We start from the raw sequence: 26,251 nt of genomic DNA on the forward strand, positions 1-26,251 counted from the left end.
TGCTAGAAGGTGAGGTTCCAGGCGTCGATCTTGCCCGAGTCCTGTGCCGCGTTGTCGTTCACGCGCAGCTTCCACACGCCGTTCGCCACCTCGGACGAGGCGTTGACGGTGTAGGTCTGGAGGATGTTGTCCGTACCGCCGCCCGTCCGGTTGTGCAGGACGTACACGGTGCCGTCCGGCGCCACCAGGTCGATCTTCAGGTCACCGATGTAGGTGTGCTTGACGTCCACGCCCACCTTCAGGGCGGCCGGGGCGTTGCCCGTCACACCGCTGACCGTGATCGCGCTCTCGACCGTCGCGTTGTCGACGATCGTGACGTCCGCGAGGTTCTCGAAGTACGCCCCGGGCTGCGGGGTCGTACCGCCGACGGCCTTCAGGGCGTCGACCGCCCCCTCGCCGAAGAATCCGTTCTTCGCCGTGGTGCCCTTGCAGCGGGTGTCCGAGGGGCACGCCCGGTCCGTGGCCTGAACGCCCAACTGGTCCCGGATCTGCGCCGGGGTGAACGTCGGGTTCACGCTCGCGATCAGCGCGGCGACACCCGCGACGTGCGGGGACGCCATCGACGTGCCGCTCATCGTGCCGTACTTGCCGCCGGGGAGCGTCGAGTAGACGCCGGTGGCGCCGTCACCGCCCGGAGCCGCGATGTCGATCACGCCGTTGCCGAGGTTCGAGTACGAGGACTTGGCGCCGCCGCTGCCCTGCGCGGCGACCGTCACCACGCCCGGCAGCTCCGTCGGGATGTCGATGCACGCGTTGGTGATGGTGCGGGTGACCGGCGTCGAGTCGTTGGGGCTCTCGGAGTCGGTCGTCTTGTTCGCCAGGTCGTAGTTGGAGTTGCCCGCGGCGGCCACCTGGAGCGAACCCTTGCCCTCGGCGTACTCCTGCGCCCGGCGGACGCCCTCGATGATGGCGGCCTGGTCCACGTTGTCCGGGCAGTTGAACTGCCACGGGTCCGTGTAGTAGCTGTTGTTGGTGACCTTGAAGCCGTGGTCACCGGCCCAGACGAAGCCGCAGATCGTGTTCTCCGCGAAGAACAGGCTGCTGGTCGGCTCCGCTATGCGGACCGAGGATATCTTCACGCCGGGCGCGACGCCGATGACGCCCTTGCCGTTCTTCGCCGCCGCGACCGTGCCCGCGACGTGCGTTCCGTGGGTGCCGACGTCCCGCCAGGCACCGGCGCGGGTGTCCGCCTTGCCGTAGGCGCAGGAGGCCGAGTCGGCGGCGTTGAAGTTGGGCGCGATGTCCTGGTGCTGGTCGTCCACGCCGGTGTCGAGGATGCCGACCTTCACCGAGGCCGAACCGGTGGTGACGGCCCAGGCCTGCTCGGCCTTGATCTGCGTCATGTCCCAGCGGTTGGACTCGGTCAGCGTCGTCGCCGACTGCGCCGGGTTCGCCGGGAGCGCCGGGTTGTAGGCGTCGGCCGGGACGTCCGAGGTCCGGGTCGCCCCGACCTGCTGGACACCGCCGACGGCGCGCATCGAGGAGGCGAACGTCGTGGACGTCGAGTGCGCCACGATCACGCCGATCGCGTCGTACGTGGCGAAGACCGAACCGCCGCTGGTCGCCACGGCGCCGCTCACCGCGGCGGTGCCGCCGGGCGCCGTGATCACCAGATAGGCGCGGGTGCCCGCGGCCCAGGCGGCGGGCGCCGCCGCCTTCGCCGCCGGGGCGGGCTGCGCCGCCGTCGCGGAACGGGGGGCGACGGGCGCGGTGTCCGTGGGGGCCGCGTGGACGGGAGTGGCGAGGGCCACGGCCGTTCCGAGGGCGGCGACGGCGACGGCCGACGTTCTCAACCGGCTGGATATGTGGGAAAACAATGCGTCCTCCGATGACCCGGTGGCGCGGGTGGCGCCCGCCGGGTCCTGTGATGTGTGGGGTGGACGCAAGATCCCAGAATCACGGACCGGAGGGAAGGGTTCTGCCCGAGAAGTCTGTTCGCGTTACGCACTGTTGACCGCACACAGGGTGACGCGGGTCGGCGCGGCGCGACCGGTGACGGGTGGACGGCGCCCTTCAGTGCGCCGTCCACCCCGTCACCGAGGGCTACTTGAGGTACGGACCGGGGTCGCCGATCCGGCCGGTGCCGCCGAGCACGTACACCCGCAGGTTGCCCTTGCCGGGCGCGGCGACCACGAGGGTGCCGTCGGTGACGGTACGGACGTCGCCGGTGACGGCGTCCGCGTACGTGCCGTTGGGGACTCCGGTGAAGGTGGCCCCGCCCGAGACCGTGACCAGCGCGAAGCTGTCCGTACCGGCGGCGGTGTAGCGGCGCTTGAACGCCATCGCGCCGGAGACGCCCTCGGTGGAGTACTGGCCCAGCTGGAGCGCGGGGACGGCCCGGCGGATCTGGTTGAGCCGTTGCACGTGCTTGACCAGGGGCTGTCGCAGGGTGGTGGCGACCGCCCCGGAGGCGGCGGAGACCTGGGAGAAGTCACTGGCGGTGACGGAGCCCGCGACATGGTCGCCGAAGTAGGCGCGGCCGGTGGTGGCGAGCGGACAACCGGGCCCGCAGTCGATCTTCTTCCCCTTCTGGAACTCGATCTCGGAGCCGTAGTACAGCGTCGGGATGCCGCGGAAGGTCCACATCAGGGACATGTTCTCGGCCCAGGCGTCGGTGCCGCCCGCGTACCGCTCGCTGGACTTGTTGGGGCCGTAGTCGTGGCTGTCGACATAGACGACGTTGTAGGTGGCGTCCTGGTAACTGTCGTCGGAGTCCTTGCCGTTGGAGAAGGCGTTCTGCGCATCGCCGAAGTTCATGTGCATCCGCATGTCGATGACGTTCATGCCCGAGAACCGGCTGCGGTCGGGGGTGTGGTAACTGTTCCCGGCGAGGAAGGCGTTGGTGGAGGTGGGCTGGTTCCCGGTGCCCTGCCGCTGCTCGTACTCGTACATCTCCAGGGCTGCCCTGGTGTCGTCGGCGTCGTACTCCTTGCGCTCCTTCCAGGTGTAGAACTGCGCCGAGTGGTTCACCGAGCCCCGGTTCCACTTGTCGTTGACGAAGGCGGCCACCTCGCCGAAGACGAAGAAGTTCTTCGCTGCCTCCGCTCCGTGACGTTGTGTCACCCTTTCCTGGATCGCGGGCAGGAAGCGCCGGTTCCAGGTGGTGCGCGGGATGTGGACGGCGGTGTCGACGCGGAAGCCGTCCACGCCCATGTCGATGTACTTGTCGTACGCGCCGATCAGATAGTTCTGGACGGCCGTGTTCTCCGTGTCGAAGTCCGCCAGGTCCTCGTGGAGCCAGCAGGAACGGGAGTCCTCGCCCTCCCAGTTGCCGATCCAGCACTGGTGGTAGAGCGATTTGGGGAACATGCCGGACGTCGGGCTCGGCCACTGGCAGTTGTAGACGGTGTAGCCCTCGGCGCTCTTCCCGCCGGTCGGCTTACCCCAGTTCACGCAGGTGTTCCCGGTCGGCTCGGCCGTCGACCACAGGTCCCCGTTGGAGTGCGACTTGCCGGACTTCGGGTCGACCGTCAGACCGTCGTACTCGAAGCCGGGCTGCTTCTCGTCGTAGTACCAGCTCCACTGGGCGTCCCGGACGCCGTACACGGTGGGTGTGAACAGGCCCTTGGCGCCCCAGCGGGAGGAATGGTTGTAGACGACGTCCTGGTAGATCTTCATGCCCTTGGCGTGGGCCGCGTCGATCAGGTCCTGGTAGGAGGCTCCGGCGGACTCCAGGCGCGGGTCCACCCGGTAGAAGTCCCAGCCGTGGTAGCCGTGGTAGTCGTAGTCCGAGCGGTTGAGGACGACCGGGGTCACCCAGAGCGCGGAGAAGCCCAGCCCCTTGACGTAGTCGAGCTTCTGGATGAGGCCCTTGAAGTCGCCCCGGAACATGGGGTCGTCGTTGGCCGCGTTGCCCGACTTCACGTGCTGGCCGCCGCCCCGGTTGTTGGCCGGGTCGCCGTCGTTGAAGCGGGCGGTGAGGACGAAGTAGATCGGGTCCTTGCGGGGGTCGGTCCCGAGCGGCCTGCCCGTGGCGGGGGTCGCGGGGGCGTCGCCGGTGGTGGCGGTCGCCGGGGCGGAGGCGGCGGAGACGTTCCCCGCCGCGTCCACGGCCCGCACCGTGTAGGTGTACGCGGTCCGTTCGGCGAGCCCCGTGTCCGAGTGGACGGTGGAGGAGGTGTCGGTCACGACCGTGCCGCTGCCGCCGACCCGGGTGACCTGGTACTTCGTCACGCCCCTGTCGTCGGTGGCGGCGTCCCAGGTGAGCAGGACGGAGGTGCCGTCGGGCCGGGCGCTGAGCCGCGCGGGCGCGGTCGGCGGCAGGGTGTCGGGCGTCTCGGCGGCGCACGGGTCGCTCGCGCCCGCCGTCACCACGTTGTTCCGTACGGTGCTGACGCCGGTGCCCAGCGCGTAGTCGGAGCCCCGGTTGTTGTCCCAGGTGCCGTTGCCGTTGTTGAAGGCGGCCCTGAGCCCGGTGGCGGTGCCGAGGTCGATCTCCTGCTTCCACCAGCCGGGACAGGCGGCCCGCATCCCGACGCCGGGCACGCTCGTCCAGGCGCCGCCGACCGGCTGGTAGTGGATGTTGGCCGTGGACCAGCCGAGCGCCTCGGTCGAGTAGTAGACGGTCGCCCTCGCGCCCGGACCCGGAGTCGGTCCGGTGTCGCCGCACGGGTCGGAGTGGGCGACGGCCCCGTCCTTGACGGTGACGCTCCCGGTGCCCAGGGCGTAGTTCCGGCCGCCGTTGTTGTCCCAGGTGCCGCCGCCGTCGTTGAAGGTGGCCCGGAGCCCGGCGGCCGGGCCGAGGGGGACGGTCTTCTTCACCCAGTCCGGGCAGGCGGGCTCCATGGCCGTGCCGGGGACGGTGGTCCAGGAACCGCCGTCGGGCGCGTAGTGCAGGTTGTACCGCGCCCAGTTCTTCGTCTTCGTCCAGTAGAAGACCGTGGCCGTGGCGTCGGCGGTGGCGGCGACCGGCGCCGTACGGGGGGAGGGCGCGCCGCCGCCGGGCGCGGTCATCAGGCCGAGGACGCCTGCGGCGACCGCCAGGGCGGTCGCCGCGCGGCCCGGAAGCCGTCTGCGGGTGGGGGTCATCCGGATCTCCAGACAGGGCCGAGCGTCACCGGACAGAGCTCTCCCCGGGCAGGGGCCGACACTGTTGGAAACGCATACGGAAAATTGCGGAAACATCTTGCATCGGCCGGAAGTTACCGCCGCCGGATCCTGGCGTAAAGGGTTCGGGGGTGATGTGGTGCGCTTCGGTGATCAACGTCCGGAATGCGGGAAGACCCGCCCGGTGACGCTGCCCGCGCCCCTGTGCGTGCTCCATGAGGGGCTCGCGCTCCACGCGCGGAGTTACCGGCATCCGCCGTGTCGCCGACCTGCTCGCCGGAGTGCTCGCGCTCCCTGTGCGGGGGCGCTCCGGCCCGGTCGTGGCCCTCGCCCTCGCCGTCGTCGGTGGCGGTGGGCACGGGCTTCGTCGCGGGGGCCGCCGGGGGGCGCGCGGCGGTCTGAACGGCGGCCTGAACGGGCGGGTCGGACTTCGGGGACGGTCGGCGGCCCCGGTCGGGCACCCTGGGCGACCCGGGCACCCCGGTCGCCCCGGGCGACCCGAGGGCGTCCGGGGCGGCGGTGGCCGGACGCGGGGCCGGGGGTCGTCGTGGGGTGATGGCTCCTCAGGGGCGCGGCCAGGGGCGGCCTTCGAGCCGCTCGATGTCCCGGTTGAAGCGTTCGAGGAACTCGGCGAACCGGGACACGTCCTCGGGCGTCCAGTGCTCCATGACCCGTTCGAGGCCCGCGATGTTGGCGGTGCGGTCGTCTTCGAGGCGCCGCTCGCCCTCCTCGGTGATGCGGAACTTGCGGGCGATGCCGCCGTCCGGGTCGGGGATGCGCTCCACGACCCCGGCGCGGAGCATCGCGGCCGTCTGCCGGTTGAGGGTCGAGGCGTCGAGCCCGAAGGCCTCGCTGAGCTGCCCGATGGACATCGGTCCGTGGATGTGGATGCGGCTCAGCAGGACGTAGGCGCTGCGGTCGAGATTGCCGCCGCCCATCCGGGAGCGGGGTGCGTAGAGGTGGGCGTGCCGCCCGAGCAGCATGGTCTCGAACTCGACCAGACGGGTGGGCTTGTCCACGGGCTTGTCCATGGGCACATTCTCTCCTGAGGCGACGACCTGTGCATCATACATAACTTGTGTATGCGGCAATTAATGTGCATCATGCATAGAAAGACCTCGGAAGCGCTTCGGAAGCGGCTCGGGAGCGGCTCGGAAGCAGCCCCGGAACAGCGGCGGAGCAGGCGTGGAAGACGGTCGTGGAAGCCAGTCGTGATGAGCAAGAGGGAGAACACGTGGACGTCACCAAGCCCGACGCCCGACCAGGAGGCGTCGTCGGCGTCCTCGCGCTCGCGGGCATCGTGGCCGCGCTCATGCAGACCCTGGTCGTACCGCTCATCGGCGACCTCCCCCGGCTGCTCGGCACCACCGCAGCCGACGCCTCCTGGGTGATCACCGCCACCCTCCTGGCGGGCGCCGTCGCCACCCCCGTCGCCGGACGCCTCGGCGACACCCTCGGCAAGCGGCGCGTCCTGCTCGTCTCGGTGGTCCCGCTCGTCGTCGGCTCCGTGGTCTGCGCCCTCGCCTCCTCCCTCGTCCCGATGATCGTCGGACGCGGACTCCAGGGCCTCGGCATGGGCGTCGTCCCGCTCGGCATCAGCCTGCTCCGCGACATCCTCCCGCCCGCGAGGCTCGGCGGCTCCATCGCCCTCATGAGCGCCTCCATGGGCGTCGGCGGCGCCCTCGGCCTGCCCTTCTCCGCCGCCGTCGCCGAGAACGCCAGCTGGCGGGTGCTCTTCTGGGTCGCCGCCGGACTCAGCGCCCTCGTCGGCGTCCTCATCTGGCGCGTCGCCCCCGCCGGCCGCCGCACTCCCGCCGCCGGACGCTTCGACCTCCTCGGCGCGCTCGGTCTCGGCGTCGGACTCGTCGCCCTGCTGCTCGCCGTCTCCAAGGGCGCGACCTGGGGCTGGGGCAGCGGCACCACCCTCGGCCTCTTCGCCGTCGCCGCCGTCGTCCTGCTCGGCTGGGGCGTCTGGGAACTGCGTATCGCCGAACCCCTCGTCGACCTCCGGGTCACCGTCCGCCCGGTCGTCCTCATGACCAACCTGGCGTCGATCCTCGTCGGATTCGCCATGTACGCCCAGTCCCTGGTCGTCCCCCAGCTGTTCCAGCTCCCCGAGGCCACCGGCTACGGACTCGGCCAGTCGATGATGGCCATGGGCCTGTGGATGGCGCCCGCGGGCCTGATGATGATGGCCCTCGCCCCGCTCGGCGCCAAGCTCTCCGCCGCCCGCGGCCCCAAGGTGACGCTCTCCCTCGGAGCCCTCGTCATCGCCGCCGGATACGGCTCCGCGTTCGTCCTCATGGGCAGCACCTGGGGCCTGCTGCTCGTCACCCTCGTCTGCAACACCGGCGTCGGACTCGCCTACGGGGCCATGCCCGCCCTCATCATGGGCGCCGTCCCCCAGGAGGAGACCGCCTCCGCGAACAGCTTCAACACCCTGATGCGCTCCATCGGCACCTCCGTCTCCGCCGCCGTCATCGGCGTGGTCCTCGCCCAGATGACCACCACCCTCGGCGGCCACGCCCTGCCCTCCGAGAACGCCTTCCGCGTCGCCGTGCTCATCGGCTGCGGAGTCGGCCTGGTGGCCGCCGCCGTCGCCGCGCTCATCCCCACCCGTCCGGCGGCCGGTCCCGCCGACACCCGTACCGGCACGGACCCCGGGGCCGCGCCGCGCACCGCCACGGAGGCCACCGCCTGAACGGCCCGGCGTCCGGCGTCCCGCCCGAGCACGGGCCGCGTCAGGAGCCCCCTCGTCCGGTACCGCCCTCAGCCGACTCCGCTACGGCATGACGGTCCTGCGCAACCGCCGCATCCGCCCGCAGGGCCCCGGACGCATCGCCCGCGACCTCGTCGCCACCCTGGCCGAGTGCGGCGAACCCGGCGCCGACCCGGCCCCGCCGCCCGGCCGGGCGGGGGCCGTCGCCACCGCCGTACGCGGGACCGTCACCGAACGAGCCGCCGCCCGACCGGCTCCGGTCAGCCCCGCCCGGCCCCGCGTCCCCGGCCATCGCCCGAGGGCGCGGGGCCGGGCGACGGCCGGGCGCCTCAGGAGTGCGGCCCGGCCGCCTCAAGGGTGAAGAGCGCGCCCTCCGGATCGCGCACCACCACCGGCCCGCGCCCGGCGGACCCGCGCACCCCGCCCCAGTCCCCGCCCGGCACCACCGAACCACCGTGCGCCACGACCGCCTCCCGCGCCGCCTCCGGATCGGGCACCCGGAACCGTACGAGCCAGCGCGGACGCAACTGCGGCTGCGGGGCGGTGGCCTCCACGGGACCGCTGTTCAACCGGGCGACGGCCTCGCCGTCGTGCCGCAGCACCACCTTGTCCTCCTCGTACGACACCTCGAATCCCCCCGGCCCGCCGTCCGCCCAGCGGAACACCTCCCCGTAGAACACGGCCGCCTCGAAGGCGTCCCGGGTGTGCAGTTCCAGCCACGCGGGCGCGGTCCGCTCACCCAGGTGCCAGGGGGTCTCCGTCCGCCCCTCCCACACCCCGAACGACGCCCCCTCCCGGTCCGTCGCCAGCGCCGCCCGCCCGCGCGGCGGGAAGGGCACCGGGCCCACCCCCACCGTGCCGCCCCGCTCCCGCACGCGCGCCACCGCCGCGTCGGCGTCGGCCACGGCGAAGAACGCCGTCCACGCCACCGGCACCGACAGCTCCGCCGCCACCCCCGCGATCCCGGCCACCGGCACCCCGTCCCGCTCACCCACCGCGTACGCGCGCTCCCCTTCGCCCCGCCGGAACGTCCAGCCGAGCACCGCCCCGTAGAACCGCTCCGCCGCCTCCAGATCGCGTGCGGTCAGACCCAGCCAGCACGGCGCTCCCACCGTCTTCCCGGTCGTCGGCCCCGACACCGGCACCACCTCCTCGTCGTCCAGCGCGCTGCGTGCGCCGTGCGCCCCTTCCCCTCTCCGCCGCCCCGCACGCTCCCGTTCCCCCGACTGCCGCCGATCACCACACGCCCGGGTACGACCACCCACGACCCGACGCGTACGGGGTCCGGTCATGGGCGGCCCCGGCCCGCCCTCGGGGAAGCCCCCACGACCGGCACGGACCCGGAAGCCGTACGGGTCGGCCACCGGACCGCGCCGGAGGCACGCGGGCGCGGGATCGCCTCCGGGCGCTGGACCCGGCCGCCCGGTGGGCCGTGCCCCCGGGGCCGGGGAGACCTCAGGCGGTCAGCTCACCGACCTGGACCCGCAGCGAGGCGCCGAGCCGGTGGTGCAGCAGCCCGAGGACCGGCTCGTCGGGGCCGAACAGCACGGGCGCCAGCTTCCAGTAACGGACCATCAGGGGCCCCTCGTGCGCGGCGAGCAGTTCCGTCAGCCGGACCCGGAACGCCGGGGTGTCACGGACCCCGAGCGCCCGCGCGTAGGCGGCGACGAACCCGTCGAGGACCCCCGCCCCCGCCGCGTCCCGCCCGGTCCGCACCGCGTCCCAGGCCGCCCCGTACACCTCGGTCAGACCCTCGTACAGCACGGCGGGCCGGTACTCCCCGTCCGGCAGCGGCCGGGCCGTCCGCAGCTCCGCCGGACCCAGACCCGCCCCGGACACCAGCGCGTGCAGCCGGGCGAAGGCCAGGACCTGCTCCGGCGTCGGCTCCGCAGGGGTGCCCGGCACCACCGCGTCGAGGACCGACGACACCACCCGGCCCGGCAGCCGCACCGGCAGGACACGGCGCCAGAACCGGGCGAGCACCGTGGTGTCGGGCGGCACGGGCACCGCGCCGAGCAGCCGCAACCGCTCGCTCCGCCGTTCCTCCGGCGCCTCCCGCACCAGCCGCAGCGACGCCTCCCGCCAGCGCAGCTCCGCCAGCCGGTCGCCCACCTCGCGCAACTGCCCCGACACGGCCTCCTCCAGGGCCTCGGGACCGTCCAGGGCCCGCCCCGCCTCGGGCACCGGCAGGCCGAGGGCGCGCAGCGAGCGGATGAGGAGGAGCCGGTCGAGCGCCTCCGGCCCGTACCGGCGGTGCCCGCCGGAGCTGCGCCCGGCCTCCGGCAGCAGCCCCCGGTCGGAGTAGTGGCGCACGGTCTTCACGGTGGCCCCGGCGCGCTCGGCCAGTTCACCGATGCTCCACAGCCCGTCGATCGGCACGACGTGATCCCCCCTCGGGCCCGGGGCCCGCGTACACCTCTGTCGGTCGGCTCCAGTGTGCGCCACCGCTCCGGCCTTGAATCTCCCGCAGGGGGAGTTCCTACGGTGGCCGCCCCGGGGCCGCCCGACGGCTCCGGGGAGACGGCCCCGCCGCGAGGGGCCCGTGAGAGACGAGGAGACGGACATGACCGCTTTCGTACTGGTGCCGGGTGCCTTCACCGACGGCCGGGTGTGGGACGCGACGGCCGCCGCGCTGAGGGCCGAGGGCGCGGAGGCCCACCCGGTGACCCTGCCGGGCCTCGGCCCCGAGCCGGGGGACGGCGACGCCCGTCCGGGGAGCGGTGGCGCGGGCGTGGCGGACGGGGACACGGGCGCGGGGCCCGCCGTCCCCCGTACCGGAACCGGAACCGGCACCTCCCGTACGGGAGCGACCGCCCCCGGCACCGGTGACCTCCGTACGGGAGCCGCTGAACCCCGTACCGGAGACACCGCCCCCGCCGTCCCCGGGCGCGTCGGTCCCGAGGCGCACACCGACTTCCTCGTGCGGCTCCTCGACCGGCTCGACGCCCCCGAGGTCGTCCTCGTCGGACACGGATACGGGCTCCACCCGGCGTACGCCGCCGCCGGAGCGCGCCCCGGACGCGTCGCCCGGATCGTCGCCGTCGACACGCTCCTGCCCCGGGAGGGACAGGCCGCCGTGGACGCCCTGCCCGACTCCGGGGTCCGCGACCTGCTCACCGGCGGCGCCGCGACCGTACCGCCGCCGGAGCCGGGCGGCTGGGAGCGCTGGGGCAGCACGGCCGACCTCCCCGCCGAGGCCCTGGAGCGGCTGGAGCGCGAGGCCGTCCCGCACCCGGCGGACACCCTCACCCGGCCGTTCCCCCCGGCCGGGGCGGCCGGGGCGCTGCCGGTCACCGGCCTCCTGTGCGGCGGCAACGGATCGAGCCTCGACCTGCTGCGGATGCTCGTCGCGTCCGGCCCGCCGCAGTTCCGGGCGTTCGCCGACGAGCGGATGCGCTTCCTCGAACTCCCCACCGGACACTGGCCGATGCTCTCCGACCCCACCGCGCTCGCCGGGGTGCTGCTGCGGGCGGCGGCCGGGGAGGGCGAACGGATCACCGCGCCGGAGCGCCCCACCGGCACCGACCCCGGCACCGACCCGTACGACCTGCCGTTCCTCCTGGACGTGCCCGAGGGGCCGCGCGAGCGCGCGGGCCGCCACGACCTGCATCTGCCCGCCGGGGCGCGGTCCGGCGACCGGCCCCGGCCCGCGATCGTCTTCGTCCACGGCGGACCCGTCGAGGCCGACCGGCGGCCCACCCCGCGCGACACCCCGTTCTACCTCGGCTACGGCCGCTACGCGGCGGACCTCGGCGCGATCGGGGTGACCCTGGACCACCGGCTGCACGGCCTCGGCGACTACCCCCGGGCCGCCGAGGACGTCGCCGCGACCGTCGACGCCGTCCGCGCCGACCCCCGGGTGGACGCCGACCGGATAGCGCTCTGGTTCTTCTCCGGCGGCGGGCTCCTGATGGCCGACTGGCTCGCCGCGCCCCCGCCGTGGCTGCGCTGCCTGGCCGCGAACTACCCCGTCCTCGCGCCGCTCGTCGGCTGGCGGGCCGTGCACGACCGGTTCCGGCCGGCCGCCGCGCCGGGCACGGCGGCCGGACCGCCGCTCGTCCTGACCCGGGCCGGGCGCGAACACCCGGCGTTCGCGGCGACGGTCGAGGAGTACCTGGCCGCCGCCGCGTCGAGCGGCGCCGAGGTCGAGATCGTGGACGTGCCGAACGGCCGCCACTCCTTCGAACTCGTCGACCGCACCGACGAGTCCCGCGCCGCCGTGGAACGGGCCATGCGGGCCGTCCTGGCCCGGCTCACGGACTGAGCCGCACCGGACACCCTCTGTCGGTCCGCACCGGACCCCCCGTCAGTCCGCACCGGACACCCCCCGTCAGTCCGGTGCGGCCCCCATCAGGGTCCGGTACGGCCGCCCCGCCCCTCAGCGGCCCGCCGGGGACCAGCCCCGGCGGGGGACCGAGGCCAGGAGGAGCCGGGTGTACGGGTGCTCCGGGGCGTCCAGCACCCGGTCCGCCGGGCCCGCCTCCACGACCTGACCGGACTTCAGGACCATCACCTCGTCCGCGATGTGCCGGACCACCGCCAGATCGTGGGTGACGAAGAGGTACGAGATGCCCGCCTCCCGCCGGATCGTGGCGAGCAGGTCCAGGATCTGCGCCTGGATCGACACGTCGAGCGCGGCGACCGCCTCGTCGAGGACCAGCACCCGGGGCTCCACGGCGAGGGCCCGCGCGATGGCGACGCGCTGCCGCTGCCCGCCGGACAGGCCCCGGGGCAGGGCCGTCGCCTCGCGGGCCCCGAGGCCCACCTGGTCCAGCAGCTCCGCGACCCGGGCGCGCCGGGCGGTCGTGCCGAGGCCGGTGTGCAGCCGGAGCACCTCGTCCAGGCAGCCGGAGACGCTCACCCGGGGGTCGAGCGAGAGGTACGGGTCCTGGAACACCATCTGGATCTCGCGGGCCCGCGCCAGCCGTTCGGCCCGGCCGCGCGGCCGGGCCGAACGGTCCCGGCCGTCCAGCCGGACCGTCCCGCCGTCCGGACGCTCCAGCCCCACCAGCATCCGGACGGTCGTCGTCTTGCCGCTGCCGGACTCCCCGACGAGGGCGAGCGAGGCGCCCGGTGCGAGCGTGAAGGACACGTCGTCGACGGCCAGGTGGTCGCCGTACCGCTTGCGCAGGCCGGTGACGGCCAGGCCCTCCTTCGTCCGGTCGGTCACGGGGTGATCCCTTCGTCGGCGCGGTGGCAGGCGGCGAGGCCGTCGCCGTGGCGGGCCAGGACGGGCACTTCGGCGGTGCAGCGGGGCACCGCGTGGGCGCAGCGCGCGGCGAACGCGCAGCCGGGCGCCCGTTCGGCCAGGGACACCGGCCGCCCCGGGATCGGCCGGGGCGGCGGCGCGCCCGCCTCCAGGCTCGGCGCGCAGGCGAGGAGACCGGCCGTGTACGGGTGGCGGGGTCGGTCGAACAGTTCGTCGGCGCCCCGGGTCTCGACGATCCGGCCCGCGTACATCACGTACACCCGGTCGCAGATCGCGGCGGCCAGTTCGAGGTCGTGGGTGACGAAGAGGAGGCCGGTGCCGCGTTCGGCGCGCAGCCGGGTGAGGAGCGAGACGATCTCGGCCTGGGTCGTGACGTCGAGGGCGGTGGTGGGTTCGTCGGCGACGAGCAGCGCCGGTTCGGCGGCGAGGGCGGCGGCGATGACGACCCGCTGGAGCATCCCGCCGGAGAACTCGTGCGGGCGGCGGCGCAGCGCGCCCCGGGGGTCGCGGATGCCGACGGCTCCGAGGAGTTCCACCGCGCGGGCGGTGGCGTCGGCGGCGGGTGTCCCGGCGGCCCGCAGGCCCTCGGTGAGGAAGTCCCCGATACGGCGCAGCGGGTTGACGGAGGCGCGCGGGTCCTGGAAGACCATGGCGACCCGCCGGGTCCGCAGCGCGGCCAGCGCGGCGCGGTCCATGGTGAGGACGTCCTGTCCCGCGACCCGTATCCGTCCGGAGACGTGGGCGCCGGAGGGCAGCAGGCCCAGGACGCTCCGGCAGGCCACGGACTTGCCGGAGCCGGACTCGCCGACCAGGCCGACGGTCTCCCCGGGCCGTACGGTCAGCGTGACGCCGTCCAGGATCGGCCGGGCGGCCCGGTCGCCGTCGAGGCGGACCCCGAGGTCCTCGATCTCCAGGACCGGTGCCCGGTCCGTGCGTTCTGTCATGGTGCTCACCGTTCCCGCCGCGCTATCCGGTCGGCGAGCCCCTCGCCGACGATGCCGAACGCCACCACGGCGAGCACGATGCACACCGAGGGGGCCAGGGCGGGCAGCATCGCCCCCTGCTGGACGGCCGACTGGCCCTCGTTGATCATGGCGCCCCAGTCGGCGGTCGGCGGCTGGGCGCCGAAGCCCAGATAGGAGAGGGCGGCCAGGTCCATCAGGGCGTAGCCGAAGTTCATCGCGGACTGGGCGAAGACGGTCGGTGCGATGTTCGGCAGCAGGTGCCGGACGCACACGGTCCAGCCGGACCAGCCCTGCACCCGGTACGACTCGATGTACGGGCGGGCCTTCTCCTGCCGGGCGATGCCCCGGACGAGCCGGCCCACGTACGGGGTGTAGGCCACGGCCATCGCGATCACCGGGGCGGTCATGCCGGAGCCGACGACGGAGACGAGGAGGATCGCCAGGAGCAGCCCGGGGATCGCGAAGACCATGTCCATGGAGCGGGACAGGACGGAGTCCGCCCAGCCCCCGCGCCAGGCCGCGACCACTCCGAGGAGGGTGCCGAGCAGGGTGGACACGGCGACGACGAGCAGCGGCCCGAGGAGCCCGGTGCGGGCGCCGTGCAGCAGCCGGGACAGGATGTCGCGGCCGGACTGGTCGGTGCCGAGGAGATGGGCGCCGCTGGTCCCGGTGAGGCTGGCCGACAGGTCGAGGGCCTCGGGGTCGTACGGGGAGAGGACCGGGGCGAGCAGGGCGACCAGGACGAGCGCGGCGAGCACCGCGACCGACAGGGTGAACAGGGGCCCCTGGGAGAGCAGGCGCAGTCCGCGCAGACCCGGTCTGCGGTACGGCACCGGCGGGGCGGTGGTGGTGGTCATGAGGAGCCTTCCCCGTGGAGCGAGAGCCGGGGGTCGATGAGGGGTGCGAGGAGGTCGACGGCCAGGTTGACGAGGACGAACGCGGCCACGCTGAGCAGGGTGATCGCCTGGACGACGGCGAAGTCCTTCGCGGTGACCGCCTGGACGAGCAGCGAGCCGAGGCCCGGCACGTCGAAGGCGGTCTCGACGATGGAGGTGCTGATGAGGAGCCCGGCGAGCATGGTGCCGCCGACGGTGACGACCGGGCCCAGCGCGTTGCGCAGCACGTGCTTGCGGATGACGGTCCGGCCGGGGACGCCCCGGGCCCGCGCCACCTCGACGTGTTCCCGGCCGAGTTCGTCGAGCATGGCCGAGCGGGTCACCCGGGCCAGCAGTCCGGCGAAGGTCAGGGCGAGGGCCAGGGCGGGCAGGGTCAGGTGGTGGAGGCGCTCGGTGAAGCCGGTGGGGGTGCCGCCGGGCCCGGGGAACCAGCCCAGCTGTACGGAGAAGACGGAGACCAGGACGATGGCGGTGACGAACGACGGGGTCGCGGTGGCGACACCGGTGCCCATGAGCACCGCCCGGTCCAGCGGTCCGGGCCGCAGTGCGGCGAGGACGCCCGAGGCCACGCCGAGGACCGCGACGAGCAGCGCCGCGTACCCGACGAGCAGGGCGGTGCCGGGCAGCCGGGAGCCGATGAGCCCCGCGACGTCCTGGTGGAACTGGGCGGAGGTGCCGAAGTCGCCGCTCAGGACGCCGCCGAGCCACCGTGCGTACTGCGTGGGCAGCGGGTCGTCCAGGTGGTACTGGGAGCGCAGGGCGGCCACCGTCTCGGGGCTCGCGGGGCGGCCGTGGAGCAGGAACGACACCGGGTCGCCCGGGGCCAGGTGGATGCTGCCGAAGACCACGAGCGAGGTCACGAACAGCACCGACACCAGGCCGGCGAGCCGTCCGAGGAGATAGCGGGTCATCGCTTCGCGGCCCCGATCGTCGCGGCCCACGGGTAGTACAGCTGGGCGATGCCGGTGGGCGCGCCGGTGATCCGTTCGCCGAGGAAGACCGAGTAGGGGGCCTCGTACACGGGGATGATCGGCAGTTCGGCCATCGCGATCCGCTGGAGCTCGGCGGTCCGCTCGGCGCGGGCCGCGGGGTCGGGCTCGGCGTTGGCGCGGTCGAAGGCCACGTCGAACTCGGCGTTGGACCAGCGGCCGTAGTTCCCGAAGTCGCCGGTGCGCAGGTACTGGTAGAACTCCAGCGGGTCCGGCGTGTTGTCGTAGCCGTTGGTGATGACGAGGTCGAGTCCGGCGCGGGCGCTCGGGTCGACGAAGATGTTGCTGTACGCCTCCGGGGCGACGGACTTGAGCTGTACGTCGAGGCCGATCCGGCGTCCGGCGGCCTGCACCGCGTTGGCGACGACGCTGATCTCCGGCGAGAGGGTGCTGGTGGCGATCGTGACCGTGCGCCCGGTGACGCCCGCCTCCTGGACCAGCTTCTTCGCGGCCTCGATGTCGTACACCGGCTCGGGCAGGGTGTCGAAGAGCGCGGCGGTTCTCTCGGGGGCCAGTGCCCAGGCGCCGCGCGCGGCGGGGGCCTTGGCGGGGACGCCGACGCCACCGGCGGCGGCCTTGATGATGTTCTTCCGGTCGAGGGCGAGGGAGAGCGCCCGGCGGACCCGGAGGTCGCGCAGCGGACCGCGGAAGTCGAGGACGGCGAGGTTCGAGGCGGCCGTGTTGGGGCCGAAGAGGACCGTGCCCCTGCCTCCGGCGCGCAGTTGGCCGAGGGAGGAGGCGGGGACCATGTAGCCGCCGTCGGCGGTGCCGGACCGGAAGGCGTTGGTGCGGGCGGCGACGTCCTCGATGAAGGTGAACTTCACGGCGCGGGACTTCGGGGACAGCTTCGGGTCCCAGTAGGCGTCGTGCTTCCTCAGGGTGATGGCGGACCCCTGTGACCAGGAGTCGAGGGCGTACGGCCCGGTGCAGTTGACCCCGCCCTTGGGGGTGCCGTAGTCCTTGCCCGCCTCGGCGAGGAACGCGGCGCTCTCGACGGTGCCGGGGGAGGCGGCCATCAGCTCGTTCAGCAGGATGTCGGGCTTGCCGAGCCGGAGCGTCACCTCCAGCGGGCCGGTCTTCTCGATCGCGTCGACGTTCTTGAAGACGGAGCCCCAGGGGGAGCCGGTCTCCGGGTCCGTGTGCCGCTTCAGGGAGGCGACGACGTCGTCGGCGGTCATGGTGGTGCCGTCGTGGAACCTCACCCCGGGGCGCAGGGTGTAGACGAGGGTGCGCGGGTCGGGCCGGGTGTACTTGAGGGCGAGTCCGGGCTCGATCCTCAGGTCGGGGGTGACGCGGAAGAGCTGCTCGCAGACGTTGGCGAGGACCGTGTTCGGCGGGTAGTCGTACGCGAGGGCGTAGTCGAGGGTGTACGGCTCCGCGTACAGGGACCAGGTGAACGAGTCCAGGGGGCCCCGCGCGGGCGGGGAAAGCGGGGTGACCGCGGCTCCGGGGCCACCGGCCCCCGCGCCGGCCTGCGGGACGGTGGCGCCGGAGCAGGCGGTGGTGGCCGCGAGGGCGGCGGTACAGGACAGAAGGGCGATGACGCGGGACACGCGCATGGGGACCCACCCCTTTACGGGTGTAGTGACGGGCGCTGGGGGATGGAGCGAGTATTGATGCGGGAACGTTCCCGCACAAGGCTTTGCGGGAACGGTTCTCCGCAGGTCGTGAGGGTGGCAGCATCGTTTCCATGACTGAAGTCCCACGGAACGGCGGACAGCCCTCGGGGCCCCTTCCGCGCGTCCGCCTGATCGACGTGGCCCGCGAGGCGGGCCTGTCCAAGACGACCGTCTCGGCGGCGCTCAACGGCACCGGGAGGCTCTCCCCCGAAGTCCGGGAGAGGGCCCGCGGGACCGCGCGCGAAATGGGCTACCGGCCCAACGCCACCGCACGCCATCTGCGCGCGGGACGGGCCCGGTCGATCGGATACGTGATCGGGGAGTTCGCCGACGCCCCCTGGACCTTCCTGGAGTCGCCGTACTTCGCCCGGCTGACCGCCGCCACCTCGGCGACCGCGCTGCGACGCGGCTACGCCCTGGTGCTGCTGCCCGCCGGGTCCCTGCAGGGCGAATGGGCCGACCTGTCCCTCGACGCGGTGATCGTCGCCGACCCCGTCGCCGACGACGCGGTCGTGGACGACCTGGTCGCCGCCCGCATCCCCGTCTTCAGCGACCGCTCCGTCGAAGGACGGCCCGGCACCTACTGGGTCGACGTCGACGCGGGCGCCGCCGTGCGCGGAGCCCTCGACCACCTCGCGGAACAGGGCTCCGCACGGCCCGTGCTCGTCGTCCCCGACAGCACGACCCGCTTCCACACCGAGGTGTACGCCGCCCACCGCGCCTGGTGCGCCGCCCACAACCTGCCGGAGCGGGTCGTACGGGTCGGCGCACCGGGCAACGGACCGGTCGTCCGGGCCGTCGAGACCGCCCTGGCGGCCACCGGGGACGAACGCCCCGACGCCCTCCTGGTCGTGGCCGAGGCGAGTCCGCCCCTGGTCCTGGCGGCGGCCCTCCGCCACGGCTACGAGGTCCCCGGCGACCTGCTCCTCGTCTGTGTGAGCGAGGACGCCACCGCGGCACACACCGAACCGCCGGTGACCACGCTCAGCCTGCGGCCCGAGGCGGTCGCGGAGGCGGGCGTCGCCCATCTGGTGGCGGTCCTGGAGGACGGGCGGCGGGAGCTCCCGGGGACGCTCGTCCCGACCCGGCTCGACGTACGGGCGTCCTCGCTCAGGGCCGGTCAGGCGCCGTGCACGAGCCGCCCGCCGACATAGGTCCGCTCGACCCTGGCCTCCGCGATCTCCCCCGGCGGCGCCGTCAGGATGTCGCGGTCCAGGACGACCAGGTCGGCGAGGTTGCCCACGCGCAGACTGCCCGTGTCGTCGAGACCGTTCACATGGGCGGTCCCGGCGGTGTAGGCGGCCAGCGCCGTCGTCAGGTCGAGCCGCTGCTCGGGATAGAAGACCCGGCCGTCGCGGGAGCCCGGCTCGGCCCGGTTCACCGCCACGTGGACGCCCGCGAGCGGGTCCGGGCTGCTCACCGGCCAGTCGCTGCCCGCCGCGAGCGTGGCGCCCGCCCGCAGCAGATCGCCGAACGGGTACTGCCAGGCCGACCGCTCCGGGCCCAGGAACGGGATCGTCAGCTCGTCCATCTGCGGCTCGTGGGCCGCCCACAGCGGCTGGATGTTGGCGATCGCGCCGAGCGCGGCGAACCGGCCGAGGTCGTCGGGGTGCACCACCTGGAGGTGGGCCAGATGGTGACGGTTCCCCCGCCGCCCGTTGGCCGCCACCGCCGCCTCCACCGCGTCCAGCGCCTCCCGCACCGCCCGGTCGCCCAGCGCGTGGAAGTGCACCTGGAAGTCCAGCGCGTCCAGCTCCGTGACGTAGCCGCGCAGGGCCGCCGGGTCCACGAAGCTCAGCCCCGAGTTGCCCGTGGCGCAGCCGCAGCCGTCCAGATAGGGCGAGGTCATCGCGGCGGTGAAGTTCTCCGCCACCCCGTCCTGCATGATCTTCACCGAGCCCGCGCGGAACCGGCCCGTGCTCAACGACCCGCGCCGCGCCACCAGCTCCGGGATCTGCTCGGCGCCCCGCGCCCGGTCCCACCACAGCGCCCCGACGACCCGGGCGGTCAGCGAACCGTCCCGCGCGGCGGCCACATAGGCGTCCGAAGGGTCCGGACGGCCGTCGAGGCTGCCCAGCATGGCGTCCTGCCAGGCCGTGATCCCCAGCGAGTGCAGCAGCCGCTGGGCCCGCAGCAGTCCGGCGAGCCGGTCCGCCGGGGTGCTCGCCGGGACCAGGTGCGCGACCAGCGCCGTCGCCCCCTCCTGGAGCATTCCGCTGGGGGTGCCGTCCGCCTCGCGCTCGATCCGGCCGTCGGCGGGGTCCGGGGTGCGGGCGGTGACCCCCGCCAGTTCGAGGGCCCGGGTGTTGGCCCACGCGCCGTGGTGGTCACGGTTGGAGAGCAGCACCGGGCGGTCCGGGACGACCGCGTCGAGGAGCTGCCGGGTCGGCAGCCCCCCGTCGAAGCTCTCCATCGACCAGCCGCCGCCGGTGATCCACTCCCGGTCCGGGTGCGCGTCCGCGTACGCCCGGACCAGTTCCAGATAGTCGTCGACGCCGACGGTCCCCGTCAGATCGCACTCGGCCAGCTCCATCCCGGCGAACACGGCGTGCACGTGCGCGTCCTGGAAACCGGGGAGCAGCAGCTTCCCGGTCAGGTCCACCACCTCGGTGCCGGGCCCCACGAGCTCCCGCACCTCGTCGTGGCCCACGGCCGTGATCCGGTCGCCGACGACGGCGAGCGAGGACGCCCGGGTACGGGCCGGGTCGGCCGTGAAGACGGGACCCCGGGTGAAGACCAGATCGGCCTTGGCCATGCGCGTGCTCCAGAACGTGAGGCGACGGGTGGTGGCCGCCATGGAAGCCGCCAGGGCGTTTACACGTCAATGGTGTTGACGTAAGGTCCCGGCCATGTCCGAACGCGTCGTTCCCGAAGGCGGCCGACGGCGCCGCAGACCCACCAAGCAGGGCGCCGTCCTCTCCGAACAGCTGATCGTCGACACCGCGCTCCGGCTCGTCGCCCGGCACGGCGCCGAAGCGCTCTCGGTCCGCAGGCTCGGCGCCGCCCTCGGCGCCGACCCCAGCGCCCTCTACCGCTACTTCCGCAACACCGACGCCCTCCTCCTCGCCCTCGCGGACGAGCTGATCGGCCGGGCCCAGGAGGGCTGGACGGCCACCGGCGACTGGCGCGAGGACCTCCGCTCCATGGGCCTGCGGATCCACTCCAGCTATCTCGCGCACCCGCAGGCGGCGGTCCTCGCCGCCCACCGCACCACCGGCCGGCCCCACGAGACCCGGGCCGTCGAACGCATCCTCGGCATCCTCCGCACCGCCGGATTCCCCGACGCCCTCGCCGTGCGCGCCTACCACGCCTTCGTCGACCAGGCCCTCGCCTTCGCCGCCCAGGACGCCGCCGCGCTCGCCCTGCCCGAGGCCGCCCGGAAGGCCGACGACGCCGTCTGGCACGCCGTCTACGGCAGGCTCTCGCCCGGCACGCACCCGCACATCGCCGCGACCTTCCCGCTGCTCGCCGCCGACATGAGCGACAGCGGCTACCCCTTCGCCCTGGAACTGATGCTCGGCGCGGTGGCGGCCCTCCTCCCCGCCGACCGGCCGGGACGGGGGCCGCGCCCCGTCGTCACCCGTCCGAGGGCGGGACGCTCAGCGCCACCGCCGCCCAGTGCCCCGGCGGAACCCTGACATCGGTCAGGGACCAGCCGGGCAGCGGCGCGGGGACCGGCCCCGAACCGACGTAGTCGGCCGCCGGGTCCTCGGACAGACCCACCCCGAGCCCCTTCAGATACGCCTCCTTGCGCGTCCACACCCGGGTGAAGGCGAGGGCCCGCTCGGCCTCCGGGAGCGCGGCCAGCTCGGCCGCCTCCCGGGGGTGCAGCACATCGGCGGTCTCCGCGATCGTGGCGGGCGGCGGCACCGCCTCCACGTCCACCCCCACCGGGCTCGTGGCGAAGGCCAGCAGGCTCAGGCCCTCGCAGTGGGAGAGCGAGAAGTGCAGCCGGTCCCCGGGCAGCACCGGCCGCCCGTGCGGCTCCCCGCACCCCGGGCACGGCGCCCGCGAGACCTCCACCTCCCGGGGCGGCAGCCCGAGGTACGAGCCGAGCAGCCGCCGCAGCCCCACATGGGCGCAGAGATACGAGTCCCGGTCGGCCTCGCGCAGGAACTCCGCCGCCCGCGCCAGCTCCTGACGGTCCAGCACGGACGGGGCGTACCGGGCCGCCGTCACCCGATGGGTGACCGTGTCGACCAGCCACACCCGCGGCACACCGGGCGACAGCTCGTCGGTCGGCGGCGGAGCCACGTACACGGCGGCCAGCGCGGCCGGGACCAGGGGCGCGTCCGGGGACGTACGCGGAACGATCAGTTCGGTCATGGCATCCTCACACCGTGGCGGGGGAGTCGTCGGGCAGGGACACGGCCGGGGCCGGGGGCGCCGCCGCCGGAGCACGCAGCGCGCACAGCGCGAACACCGGGGAGAGCACGGCCACCGCACCGCAGAGCAGCCAGGTCCGCTCCACCCCGAGGCCCAGCGACACCGTGCTGAACAGGGCGATGGACACCGGAGCCGTACCGATGCCCGCCAGCGCGAGGGTGGACATCGCCGCCCCCATCTGCCCCTCGGGAGCCGCCTGCTGATAGAACGTCACGATCGCCGGACCGTTGATCCCCGACAGCACGCCGACCCCGGCGGCCACCGCGGCCAGCGTCGTCACCGACGGCATCAGCGCCATCGCCACGATGCCCGCCGCGAGACCGGCACCGCCCAGCACCAGCCGTACGAACAGCGGCACGCGGTGCGCGAAGGCCGCCCCGAGCGCACTCGAACCGAGCGCCCCCGCACCGAAACAGGCGAGGATCAACCCGACCGCGCCCACGCCCCAGCCGCGCTCCGTGACGAGCAGCGGCAGCGCCACCTCGGCCGGCCAGCTGAACGCCAGGTCCATGGTGAAGGCGGCCAGGAACATCCACCGCAGCCGGGGCCGCGCCCTCAGCAGCCGGATGCCGTCGCCCGAGCGCTTCACCAGGGACACCCCCGGCTCGCGCCGGGGCCTGGCGAACCCCCGGGTGACGTACGCGGCGCACACCAGCCACACCGCGCAACTGCCCGCCGCCACCGCGAGCGCCACCCACAGGTGCCCCACGGTGATCAGCCACGCCCCGGCGGGCGCGCCCGCGATCGGCGCGACCCTGAGCACCATCGCGTACAGCGAGTTGGCGCGGGCCAGGTGCTCACGGGCGGCGAAGCGCGGCAGCAGCACCCCGGACGCCGGTCCGGTCAGACCGAGCAGCGAGCCCTCGACGACGGCGACCAGGGCGAGCGGCCACAGCCGGTCCGTCCCGGCCACCACCAGCGCCCCGGCCGCCAGGACGACGACCCGCGCGGAGGTGGCCCGCAGCAGCACGATCCGGGGGCCGAGGATGTCCGAGACGGCGCCCCCGAAGATCAGCATGAGGGCGCGCGGGACGGTCGCCGCCAGCATCAGGAGCGTCACGGCCCGGGTGCCGCCGAGCTGCACGGCGGTCCAGTTCATGGCGATGAGGAGGGCGAAACTGCCGCCCTGGACCGCGGCCTGGCCGCCCACGAGGGCGCCCACCTTGCCCCAGTGCACGGTCGCCGGGGATGTCGTGGCCATGGGTGCTCTTTCTCTCGGTGTCAGGGGGGTTCGTGTCAGGGGTGCGGGGGTCAGGGGTGCGGGGATCAGGGGGCGCCGGTGTCAGAGGTGCAGGTGTCAGAGGTGTCCGGAGGGGGCCCCGCCCAGGTGACTCGGGCCGCCGCGCGGGGCGACGGCGGACGGCGCCGGACCGGTGCCGGACCAGTGCGGCGGTTCGCCGTCGTCCGTCGTCCGTCGTCCGGGGAGCGGGGAGCGGGGAGCGGGGAGCGGGGAGCGGGGGCGGAGGGGCCGGGGCGTCCTCCGGGTCCGGAGGGCGCCCCCCGGTCTCCCGGCGGGCGGGGCCGGGGCGTCCCCCCGGTGTCCCTCAGTCCGCCGGGCGGACCCGCAGCGACGCCGTACCGGGTCCACCGCGCAGGGCCGAGGCGACCGCCAGGGCCGCCACCCGCCGCTCGACGGCCGCCACGGCCGCCGCCTGCCGGGCCGTCTGGGGGGCGGGCCCACCGGTACGCAGCTCCAGCCGGCCCCCCAACTGGCCCCGGCCCGCCGCGCGGAGCGCCCGCCCCGCCGCCGCGCACGCCGCCCCCGCGTTCTCCGGGCACACGGTGATCACGGGCAGTTCGGTGAGCGCGAACCGGGCGCGCACGGTGTGGGGACCCGCGCTCCGGACCGCCCCGGTGGGGCCGGGGCGACCGCCGGGACGGGGTCCGCCCGGCCCGCGCCCGGCCCGCCCGGGACACGGCGCGGTCATGACGGGCCACCCGCGTCCTGCGCGGCCGGGACCGGCACCCGCGCACCCCCGGCGAATCCGCCGCCGGGCCACCACAGGTCCTCCGGCGCGAGCGCGTCCGCCGCGTACTTGCCGAGGGCGCTCACCAGGAGACGGGTCTCCAGGGCGAGGGCCTCGGCCAGCCGGACGAGGCCGTGCCCGGGGTCCTCGTCCACCGCGATCAGCGCCGCCCTGCCGAGCCCCACCGCCCGGGCGCCGAGGGCGAGGGCGCGCACCGCCCGGCCGCCCTCCCACATGCGTCCGGTGGCGAGCAGACAGCCGTGGGTACCGGCCGGGCGCCCGCCCGACGCGGCGATCAGCCGCAGGCAGTCCGCCAGACCCAGCCCGACCTGGTCGAGGAAGACCCGGGGGGCCCAGCCCGTGCCGCCCTCGGCGCCGTCGACGGTGACGGCGTCCGCACCGGCCCCCCAGGCGGTCGCCGCCGCCCGCGCCACATCGCGCCCGGGATGGAACTTCACCCAGGTACGGGCCTTGGGGAAGTTGTTCCGCATGAACCGCAGTTGCTGGCGGACGATCTCCTCGGTGAACGTGCCGGGCGTGGCGCACCGCAGCCGGTGCCCCTCGCCCCCGGCCCCGTCCGCCCCGTCGCCGCCGAGCACGTCCCGTACGGTGAACCGGCCCGCGAGCCGCTCGGCGTCGGCCCGGCCCACCACCGTCATCCCGCCCAGGCCCGGCTTGGCGCCCTGACCGGTCTTCAACTCGAAGGCGAGGCGCCCCGATTCGAGCAGCGGGCGGGTCCCCGGGTCGCTGTAGACGAGGTTCCACACCTCGGAGTCGGCGTCCTCGGTGGACTGCTGGACGACCACCCCGCCGACCCCGTCGGCGACGTTCTCGGTGTACGCCGAGATCCGCGCGAGCAGCGCCGAACGCATCCCGTCCCCGGCGCCGCGCCGGTAGCCGTGCACCGGCACCATGTTCTCCCCGACGACCATCGGGATGCCGAGCCGCGCCGCCTGCTCGCTCGCGGCCACGCCCAGATCACCGCTGCCCACCCGGGTGGACCCGAACGCCGAGAGGAACAAGGGGAGTTCACTGGTGAAGCCGCCCACGCGGGTGCGCAGGTCCACATCGTCGTGGCCCGGTTCCCGGCCCAGCTCGATCAGCTTCTCCAGTCGCCGGGGCATGAACACCGGCGGGGCGATCCTGGCCCGGTCCAGCTCGTCGGGGAAGGGGGCCGGGGCCTCCCGGGCGTCCGGGGAGGCGCCGCCGCTCCCGCCGGTCTGCCCGTACAGTTCCGTGCCGTAGCCGTCCGCCGGGGGGAACACCTCGGCCGTGCCCCGGCGGGCTCGGGCGCGTACCGCGTCCTCGGGGAAGCCCGCCGCCCGCAGCCCGCTCACGGAGCCACCACCCCGGGGAGCTTCGGGTAGGCGCTGACCTGCCAGAGCGAGTCGAGCCCGGTGAGGAAGCGGACCAGCCGCTGGAGGCCCATGCCGAATCCGGCACTGGCCGGGATGCCCTCCCGCGCCAGGTCCAGGTACCAGGCGTACTTGGCGGGGTTCTCGCCGCTCTCCCGCATCCGGGTGACGATCGTGGCGTAGTCGGACTCGCGCTCGCTGCCGCTGACCAGCTCGCCGTAGCCGCCGTGCGCCAGCAGGTCGAAGTTCCGCAGCACGCCCGGGTTCCCGGGGTCCTCGCGGTCGTAGAAGCCGCGCGAGCCCTTCGGGTAGTCGTTGACGAAGAACGGCCGGTCGGCCTCCAGGGAGAGGATGCGCTCGCCCGTCCAGTCGATCTCGGCGTCCGGGCTCTGCGGGTGCCCGCCGGAGACCAGCCGGGCGACCGCCTCCTCGTGGGTGCGGGTGTCGAACTTCCCGGTGCGCAGTTCGGCGAAGTCCATCTCGTCCCGGCCCAGTTCGGCGAGGACGTCGGGGACGGTGGTCCACACGTGCTCGACGATGTGCGTCAGCATCCCCGCCGCCACGTCCTGGGCGTCCTGGCGGCTCGCCCCGGCGATCTCCACGTCGATCTGGTGGAACTCGACGAGGTGCCGTCCGGTCGAGGCGGTCTCCTCCGGCTCCACCCGCACGTTGGGGGCGATGTAGAAGAGCCGGGGGAAGCCCCGCAACGAGGCCTGCTTGTAGAGGATCGCGCTGGTCATCAGCTTGTACGGGTGCCCGTAGTAGTCCACGTCGAGGGCCTTCGCGCCGCGCCCGCCCGGGTCGGTGACCGGGCCGACGAGCGGCGGCAGGAGTTCGGTGAAGTCCTCACCGCGCAGGAACTCCCGTGCCGCGTGGAGGACTTCCTGCTGCACCAGCATCGCGGCGCGCAGCTGGGCGGAGCGCAGGTGCTCACCGAGGGGCGGCGGCAGCTGCGGGGCGGGGACGGGCTGGACCATGGGACGACTCCGTTCGGACGGATACGGGCGGGAGGAGGTCGTGTCGGGCGGGGAAGCGGTCGGGCCGGAGCCCGGGAGAGGCATGGAACGCGGGAGAGACGCTGAGTGCGGGAGAAGGGTGGG

The 26,251-nt window shown here is 74.3% G+C and carries 21 protein-coding genes; 5 read left to right on the forward strand and 16 right to left on the reverse strand.

The window, feature by feature from the left end; genetic code table 11:
• Window positions 1-2 precede the first annotated feature (2 nt).
• The 3 genes from ACFXGN_RS03690 to ACFXGN_RS03700 all read right to left on the reverse strand — a co-directional run bounded on the left by ACFXGN_RS03690 (window position 3) and on the right by ACFXGN_RS03700 (window position 6,077).
• Window positions 3-1,817, reverse strand: a complete 1,815-nt coding sequence (locus ACFXGN_RS03690; RefSeq protein ID WP_384852930.1) for a S8 family serine peptidase — start codon at window positions 1,815-1,817, stop codon at window positions 3-5.
• A 226-nt stretch (window positions 1,818-2,043) separates the two neighbouring features.
• Entirely contained in the window at window positions 2,044-5,028 is a 2,985-nt protein-coding gene (locus tag ACFXGN_RS03695; protein ID WP_384852933.1) for a carbohydrate binding domain-containing protein, read from the reverse strand.
• A gap of 581 nt (window positions 5,029-5,609) precedes the next feature.
• Complete coding sequence (locus ACFXGN_RS03700; protein ID WP_384852936.1) at window positions 5,610-6,077, reverse strand: MarR family winged helix-turn-helix transcriptional regulator; 468 nt, start codon at window positions 6,075-6,077, stop codon at window positions 5,610-5,612.
• A 203-nt stretch (window positions 6,078-6,280) separates the two neighbouring features.
• Between ACFXGN_RS03700 and ACFXGN_RS03705 the strand changes: the two genes are divergently transcribed.
• Together ACFXGN_RS03705 and ACFXGN_RS03710 are read left to right on the forward strand one after the other, a co-directional pair.
• The gene (locus tag ACFXGN_RS03705; protein WP_384852939.1) at window positions 6,281-7,747 is read left to right on the forward strand and encodes an MFS transporter; all 1,467 of its coding nucleotides are present in this window, start codon (window positions 6,281-6,283) and stop codon (window positions 7,745-7,747) included.
• An 88-nt stretch (window positions 7,748-7,835) separates the two neighbouring features.
• Window positions 7,836-8,126, forward strand: coding sequence for a hypothetical protein (locus ACFXGN_RS03710; protein ID WP_384852941.1), 291 nt, complete (start codon window positions 7,836-7,838; stop codon window positions 8,124-8,126).
• Here the strand turns inward: ACFXGN_RS03710 and ACFXGN_RS03715 are convergent.
• A complete protein-coding gene (locus ACFXGN_RS03715; protein WP_384852944.1) occupies window positions 8,095-8,913 on the reverse strand; it encodes a VOC family protein in 819 nt (272 codons plus the stop codon). The genes ACFXGN_RS03710 and ACFXGN_RS03715 overlap by 32 nt on opposite strands.
• Before the next feature lie 307 nt (window positions 8,914-9,220).
• Window positions 9,221-10,144, reverse strand: a complete 924-nt coding sequence (locus ACFXGN_RS03720; protein WP_384852947.1) for a MerR family transcriptional regulator — start codon at window positions 10,142-10,144, stop codon at window positions 9,221-9,223.
• 184 nt (window positions 10,145-10,328) lie between these two features.
• Between ACFXGN_RS03720 and ACFXGN_RS03725 the strand changes: the two genes are divergently transcribed.
• Complete coding sequence (locus ACFXGN_RS03725) at window positions 10,329-12,029, forward strand: alpha/beta hydrolase (RefSeq protein ID WP_384852950.1); 1,701 nt, start codon at window positions 10,329-10,331, stop codon at window positions 12,027-12,029.
• Between the two features lie 114 nt (window positions 12,030-12,143).
• Here the strand turns inward: ACFXGN_RS03725 and ACFXGN_RS03730 are convergent, their stop codons facing one another.
• Genes ACFXGN_RS03730 through ACFXGN_RS03750 form a run of 5 tightly spaced genes read right to left on the reverse strand, consistent with a single transcriptional unit; the run spans window position 12,144 to window position 17,383 of the window.
• Entirely contained in the window at window positions 12,144-12,935 is a 792-nt protein-coding gene (locus tag ACFXGN_RS03730) for an ABC transporter ATP-binding protein (RefSeq protein ID WP_384852952.1), read from the reverse strand.
• A complete protein-coding gene (locus ACFXGN_RS03735) occupies window positions 12,932-13,918 on the reverse strand; it encodes an ABC transporter ATP-binding protein (RefSeq protein ID WP_384852955.1) in 987 nt (328 codons plus the stop codon). Before ACFXGN_RS03735 ends, ACFXGN_RS03730 begins: the two co-directional genes overlap by 4 nt.
• 5 nt (window positions 13,919-13,923) lie before the next feature.
• Complete coding sequence (locus ACFXGN_RS03740; protein ID WP_384852957.1) at window positions 13,924-14,796, reverse strand: ABC transporter permease; 873 nt, start codon at window positions 14,794-14,796, stop codon at window positions 13,924-13,926.
• On the reverse strand, window positions 14,793-15,746 hold the full coding sequence (locus ACFXGN_RS03745) for an ABC transporter permease (RefSeq protein ID WP_384852960.1): 954 nt from the start codon (window positions 15,744-15,746) through the stop codon (window positions 14,793-14,795). The genes ACFXGN_RS03740 and ACFXGN_RS03745 overlap by 4 nt, the downstream gene beginning before the upstream one ends.
• Window positions 15,743-17,383, reverse strand: a complete 1,641-nt coding sequence (locus tag ACFXGN_RS03750; RefSeq protein ID WP_384852963.1) for an ABC transporter substrate-binding protein — start codon at window positions 17,381-17,383, stop codon at window positions 15,743-15,745. Before ACFXGN_RS03750 ends, ACFXGN_RS03745 begins: the two co-directional genes overlap by 4 nt.
• A 131-nt stretch (window positions 17,384-17,514) precedes the next feature.
• On the opposite strand from ACFXGN_RS03750, the gene ACFXGN_RS03755 reads away from it, so the two are divergent.
• Window positions 17,515-18,597 (forward strand): LacI family DNA-binding transcriptional regulator, encoded by a 1,083-nt coding sequence (locus tag ACFXGN_RS03755; RefSeq protein WP_384852966.1) that lies wholly within the window; start codon window positions 17,515-17,517, stop codon window positions 18,595-18,597.
• On the opposite strand, the gene ACFXGN_RS03760 is transcribed toward ACFXGN_RS03755, so the two are convergent.
• A complete protein-coding gene (locus ACFXGN_RS03760) occupies window positions 18,564-20,198 on the reverse strand; it encodes an amidohydrolase (protein ID WP_384852969.1) in 1,635 nt (544 codons plus the stop codon). The genes ACFXGN_RS03755 and ACFXGN_RS03760 overlap by 34 nt on opposite strands.
• Window positions 20,199-20,292: 94 nt before the next feature.
• Between ACFXGN_RS03760 and ACFXGN_RS03765 the strand changes: the two genes are divergently transcribed.
• Complete coding sequence (locus ACFXGN_RS03765) at window positions 20,293-21,081, forward strand: TetR/AcrR family transcriptional regulator (protein WP_384852971.1); 789 nt, start codon at window positions 20,293-20,295, stop codon at window positions 21,079-21,081.
• On the opposite strand, the gene ACFXGN_RS03770 is transcribed toward ACFXGN_RS03765, so the two are convergent.
• The 5 genes from ACFXGN_RS03770 to ACFXGN_RS03790 all read right to left on the reverse strand — a co-directional run bounded on the left by ACFXGN_RS03770 (window position 21,020) and on the right by ACFXGN_RS03790 (window position 26,128).
• Window positions 21,020-21,769, reverse strand: coding sequence for a 4'-phosphopantetheinyl transferase family protein (locus ACFXGN_RS03770; protein ID WP_384852974.1), 750 nt, complete (start codon window positions 21,767-21,769; stop codon window positions 21,020-21,022). The genes ACFXGN_RS03765 and ACFXGN_RS03770 overlap by 62 nt on opposite strands.
• A 7-nt stretch (window positions 21,770-21,776) precedes the next feature.
• Entirely contained in the window at window positions 21,777-23,030 is a 1,254-nt protein-coding gene (locus tag ACFXGN_RS03775) for an MFS transporter (RefSeq protein WP_384852977.1), read from the reverse strand.
• A gap of 343 nt (window positions 23,031-23,373) precedes the next feature.
• Window positions 23,374-23,652: a hypothetical protein gene (locus ACFXGN_RS03780; protein WP_384852980.1), complete on the reverse strand. Its 279-nt coding sequence runs from the start codon at window positions 23,650-23,652 to the stop codon at window positions 23,374-23,376.
• 101 nt (window positions 23,653-23,753) lie between these two features.
• Window positions 23,754-25,133, reverse strand: a complete 1,380-nt coding sequence (locus ACFXGN_RS03785) for a glutamate synthase-related protein (protein WP_384852983.1) — start codon at window positions 25,131-25,133, stop codon at window positions 23,754-23,756.
• A complete protein-coding gene (locus tag ACFXGN_RS03790) occupies window positions 25,130-26,128 on the reverse strand; it encodes an asparagine synthetase A (RefSeq protein ID WP_384852985.1) in 999 nt (332 codons plus the stop codon). Before ACFXGN_RS03790 ends, ACFXGN_RS03785 begins: the two co-directional genes overlap by 4 nt.
• Window positions 26,129-26,251: the final 123 nt, after the last annotated feature.

Origin of the sequence: Streptomyces sp. NPDC059247, from assembly GCF_042754005.1 — a bacterium.
Classification (GTDB): domain Bacteria; phylum Actinomycetota; class Actinomycetes; order Streptomycetales; family Streptomycetaceae; genus Streptomyces.

Excerpts from the sequence above, each read along its gene's own strand:
- ACFXGN_RS03695 (WP_384852933.1), bottom strand. The coding sequence starts at position 5,028 with ATGACCCCCACCCGCAGACGGCTTCCGGGCCGCGCGGCGACCGCCCTG.
- ACFXGN_RS03700 (WP_384852936.1), bottom strand. The coding sequence starts at position 6,077 with ATGGACAAGCCCGTGGACAAGCCCACCCGTCTGGTCGAGTTCGAGACC.
- ACFXGN_RS03710 (WP_384852941.1), top strand. The coding sequence starts at position 7,836 with ATGACGGTCCTGCGCAACCGCCGCATCCGCCCGCAGGGCCCCGGACGC.
- ACFXGN_RS03725 (WP_384852950.1), top strand. The coding sequence starts at position 10,329 with ATGACCGCTTTCGTACTGGTGCCGGGTGCCTTCACCGACGGCCGGGTG.
- ACFXGN_RS03735 (WP_384852955.1), bottom strand. The coding sequence starts at position 13,918 with ATGACAGAACGCACGGACCGGGCACCGGTCCTGGAGATCGAGGACCTC.
- ACFXGN_RS03740 (WP_384852957.1), bottom strand. The coding sequence starts at position 14,796 with ATGACCACCACCACCGCCCCGCCGGTGCCGTACCGCAGACCGGGTCTG.
- ACFXGN_RS03745 (WP_384852960.1), bottom strand. The coding sequence starts at position 15,746 with ATGACCCGCTATCTCCTCGGACGGCTCGCCGGCCTGGTGTCGGTGCTG.
- ACFXGN_RS03750 (WP_384852963.1), bottom strand. The coding sequence starts at position 17,383 with ATGCGCGTGTCCCGCGTCATCGCCCTTCTGTCCTGTACCGCCGCCCTC.
- ACFXGN_RS03755 (WP_384852966.1), top strand. The coding sequence starts at position 17,515 with ATGACTGAAGTCCCACGGAACGGCGGACAGCCCTCGGGGCCCCTTCCG.
- ACFXGN_RS03760 (WP_384852969.1), bottom strand. The coding sequence starts at position 20,198 with ATGGCCAAGGCCGATCTGGTCTTCACCCGGGGTCCCGTCTTCACGGCC.
- ACFXGN_RS03765 (WP_384852971.1), top strand. The coding sequence starts at position 20,293 with ATGTCCGAACGCGTCGTTCCCGAAGGCGGCCGACGGCGCCGCAGACCC.
- ACFXGN_RS03770 (WP_384852974.1), bottom strand. The coding sequence starts at position 21,769 with ATGACCGAACTGATCGTTCCGCGTACGTCCCCGGACGCGCCCCTGGTC.
- ACFXGN_RS03775 (WP_384852977.1), bottom strand. The coding sequence starts at position 23,030 with ATGGCCACGACATCCCCGGCGACCGTGCACTGGGGCAAGGTGGGCGCC.
- ACFXGN_RS03790 (WP_384852985.1), bottom strand. The coding sequence starts at position 26,128 with ATGGTCCAGCCCGTCCCCGCCCCGCAGCTGCCGCCGCCCCTCGGTGAG.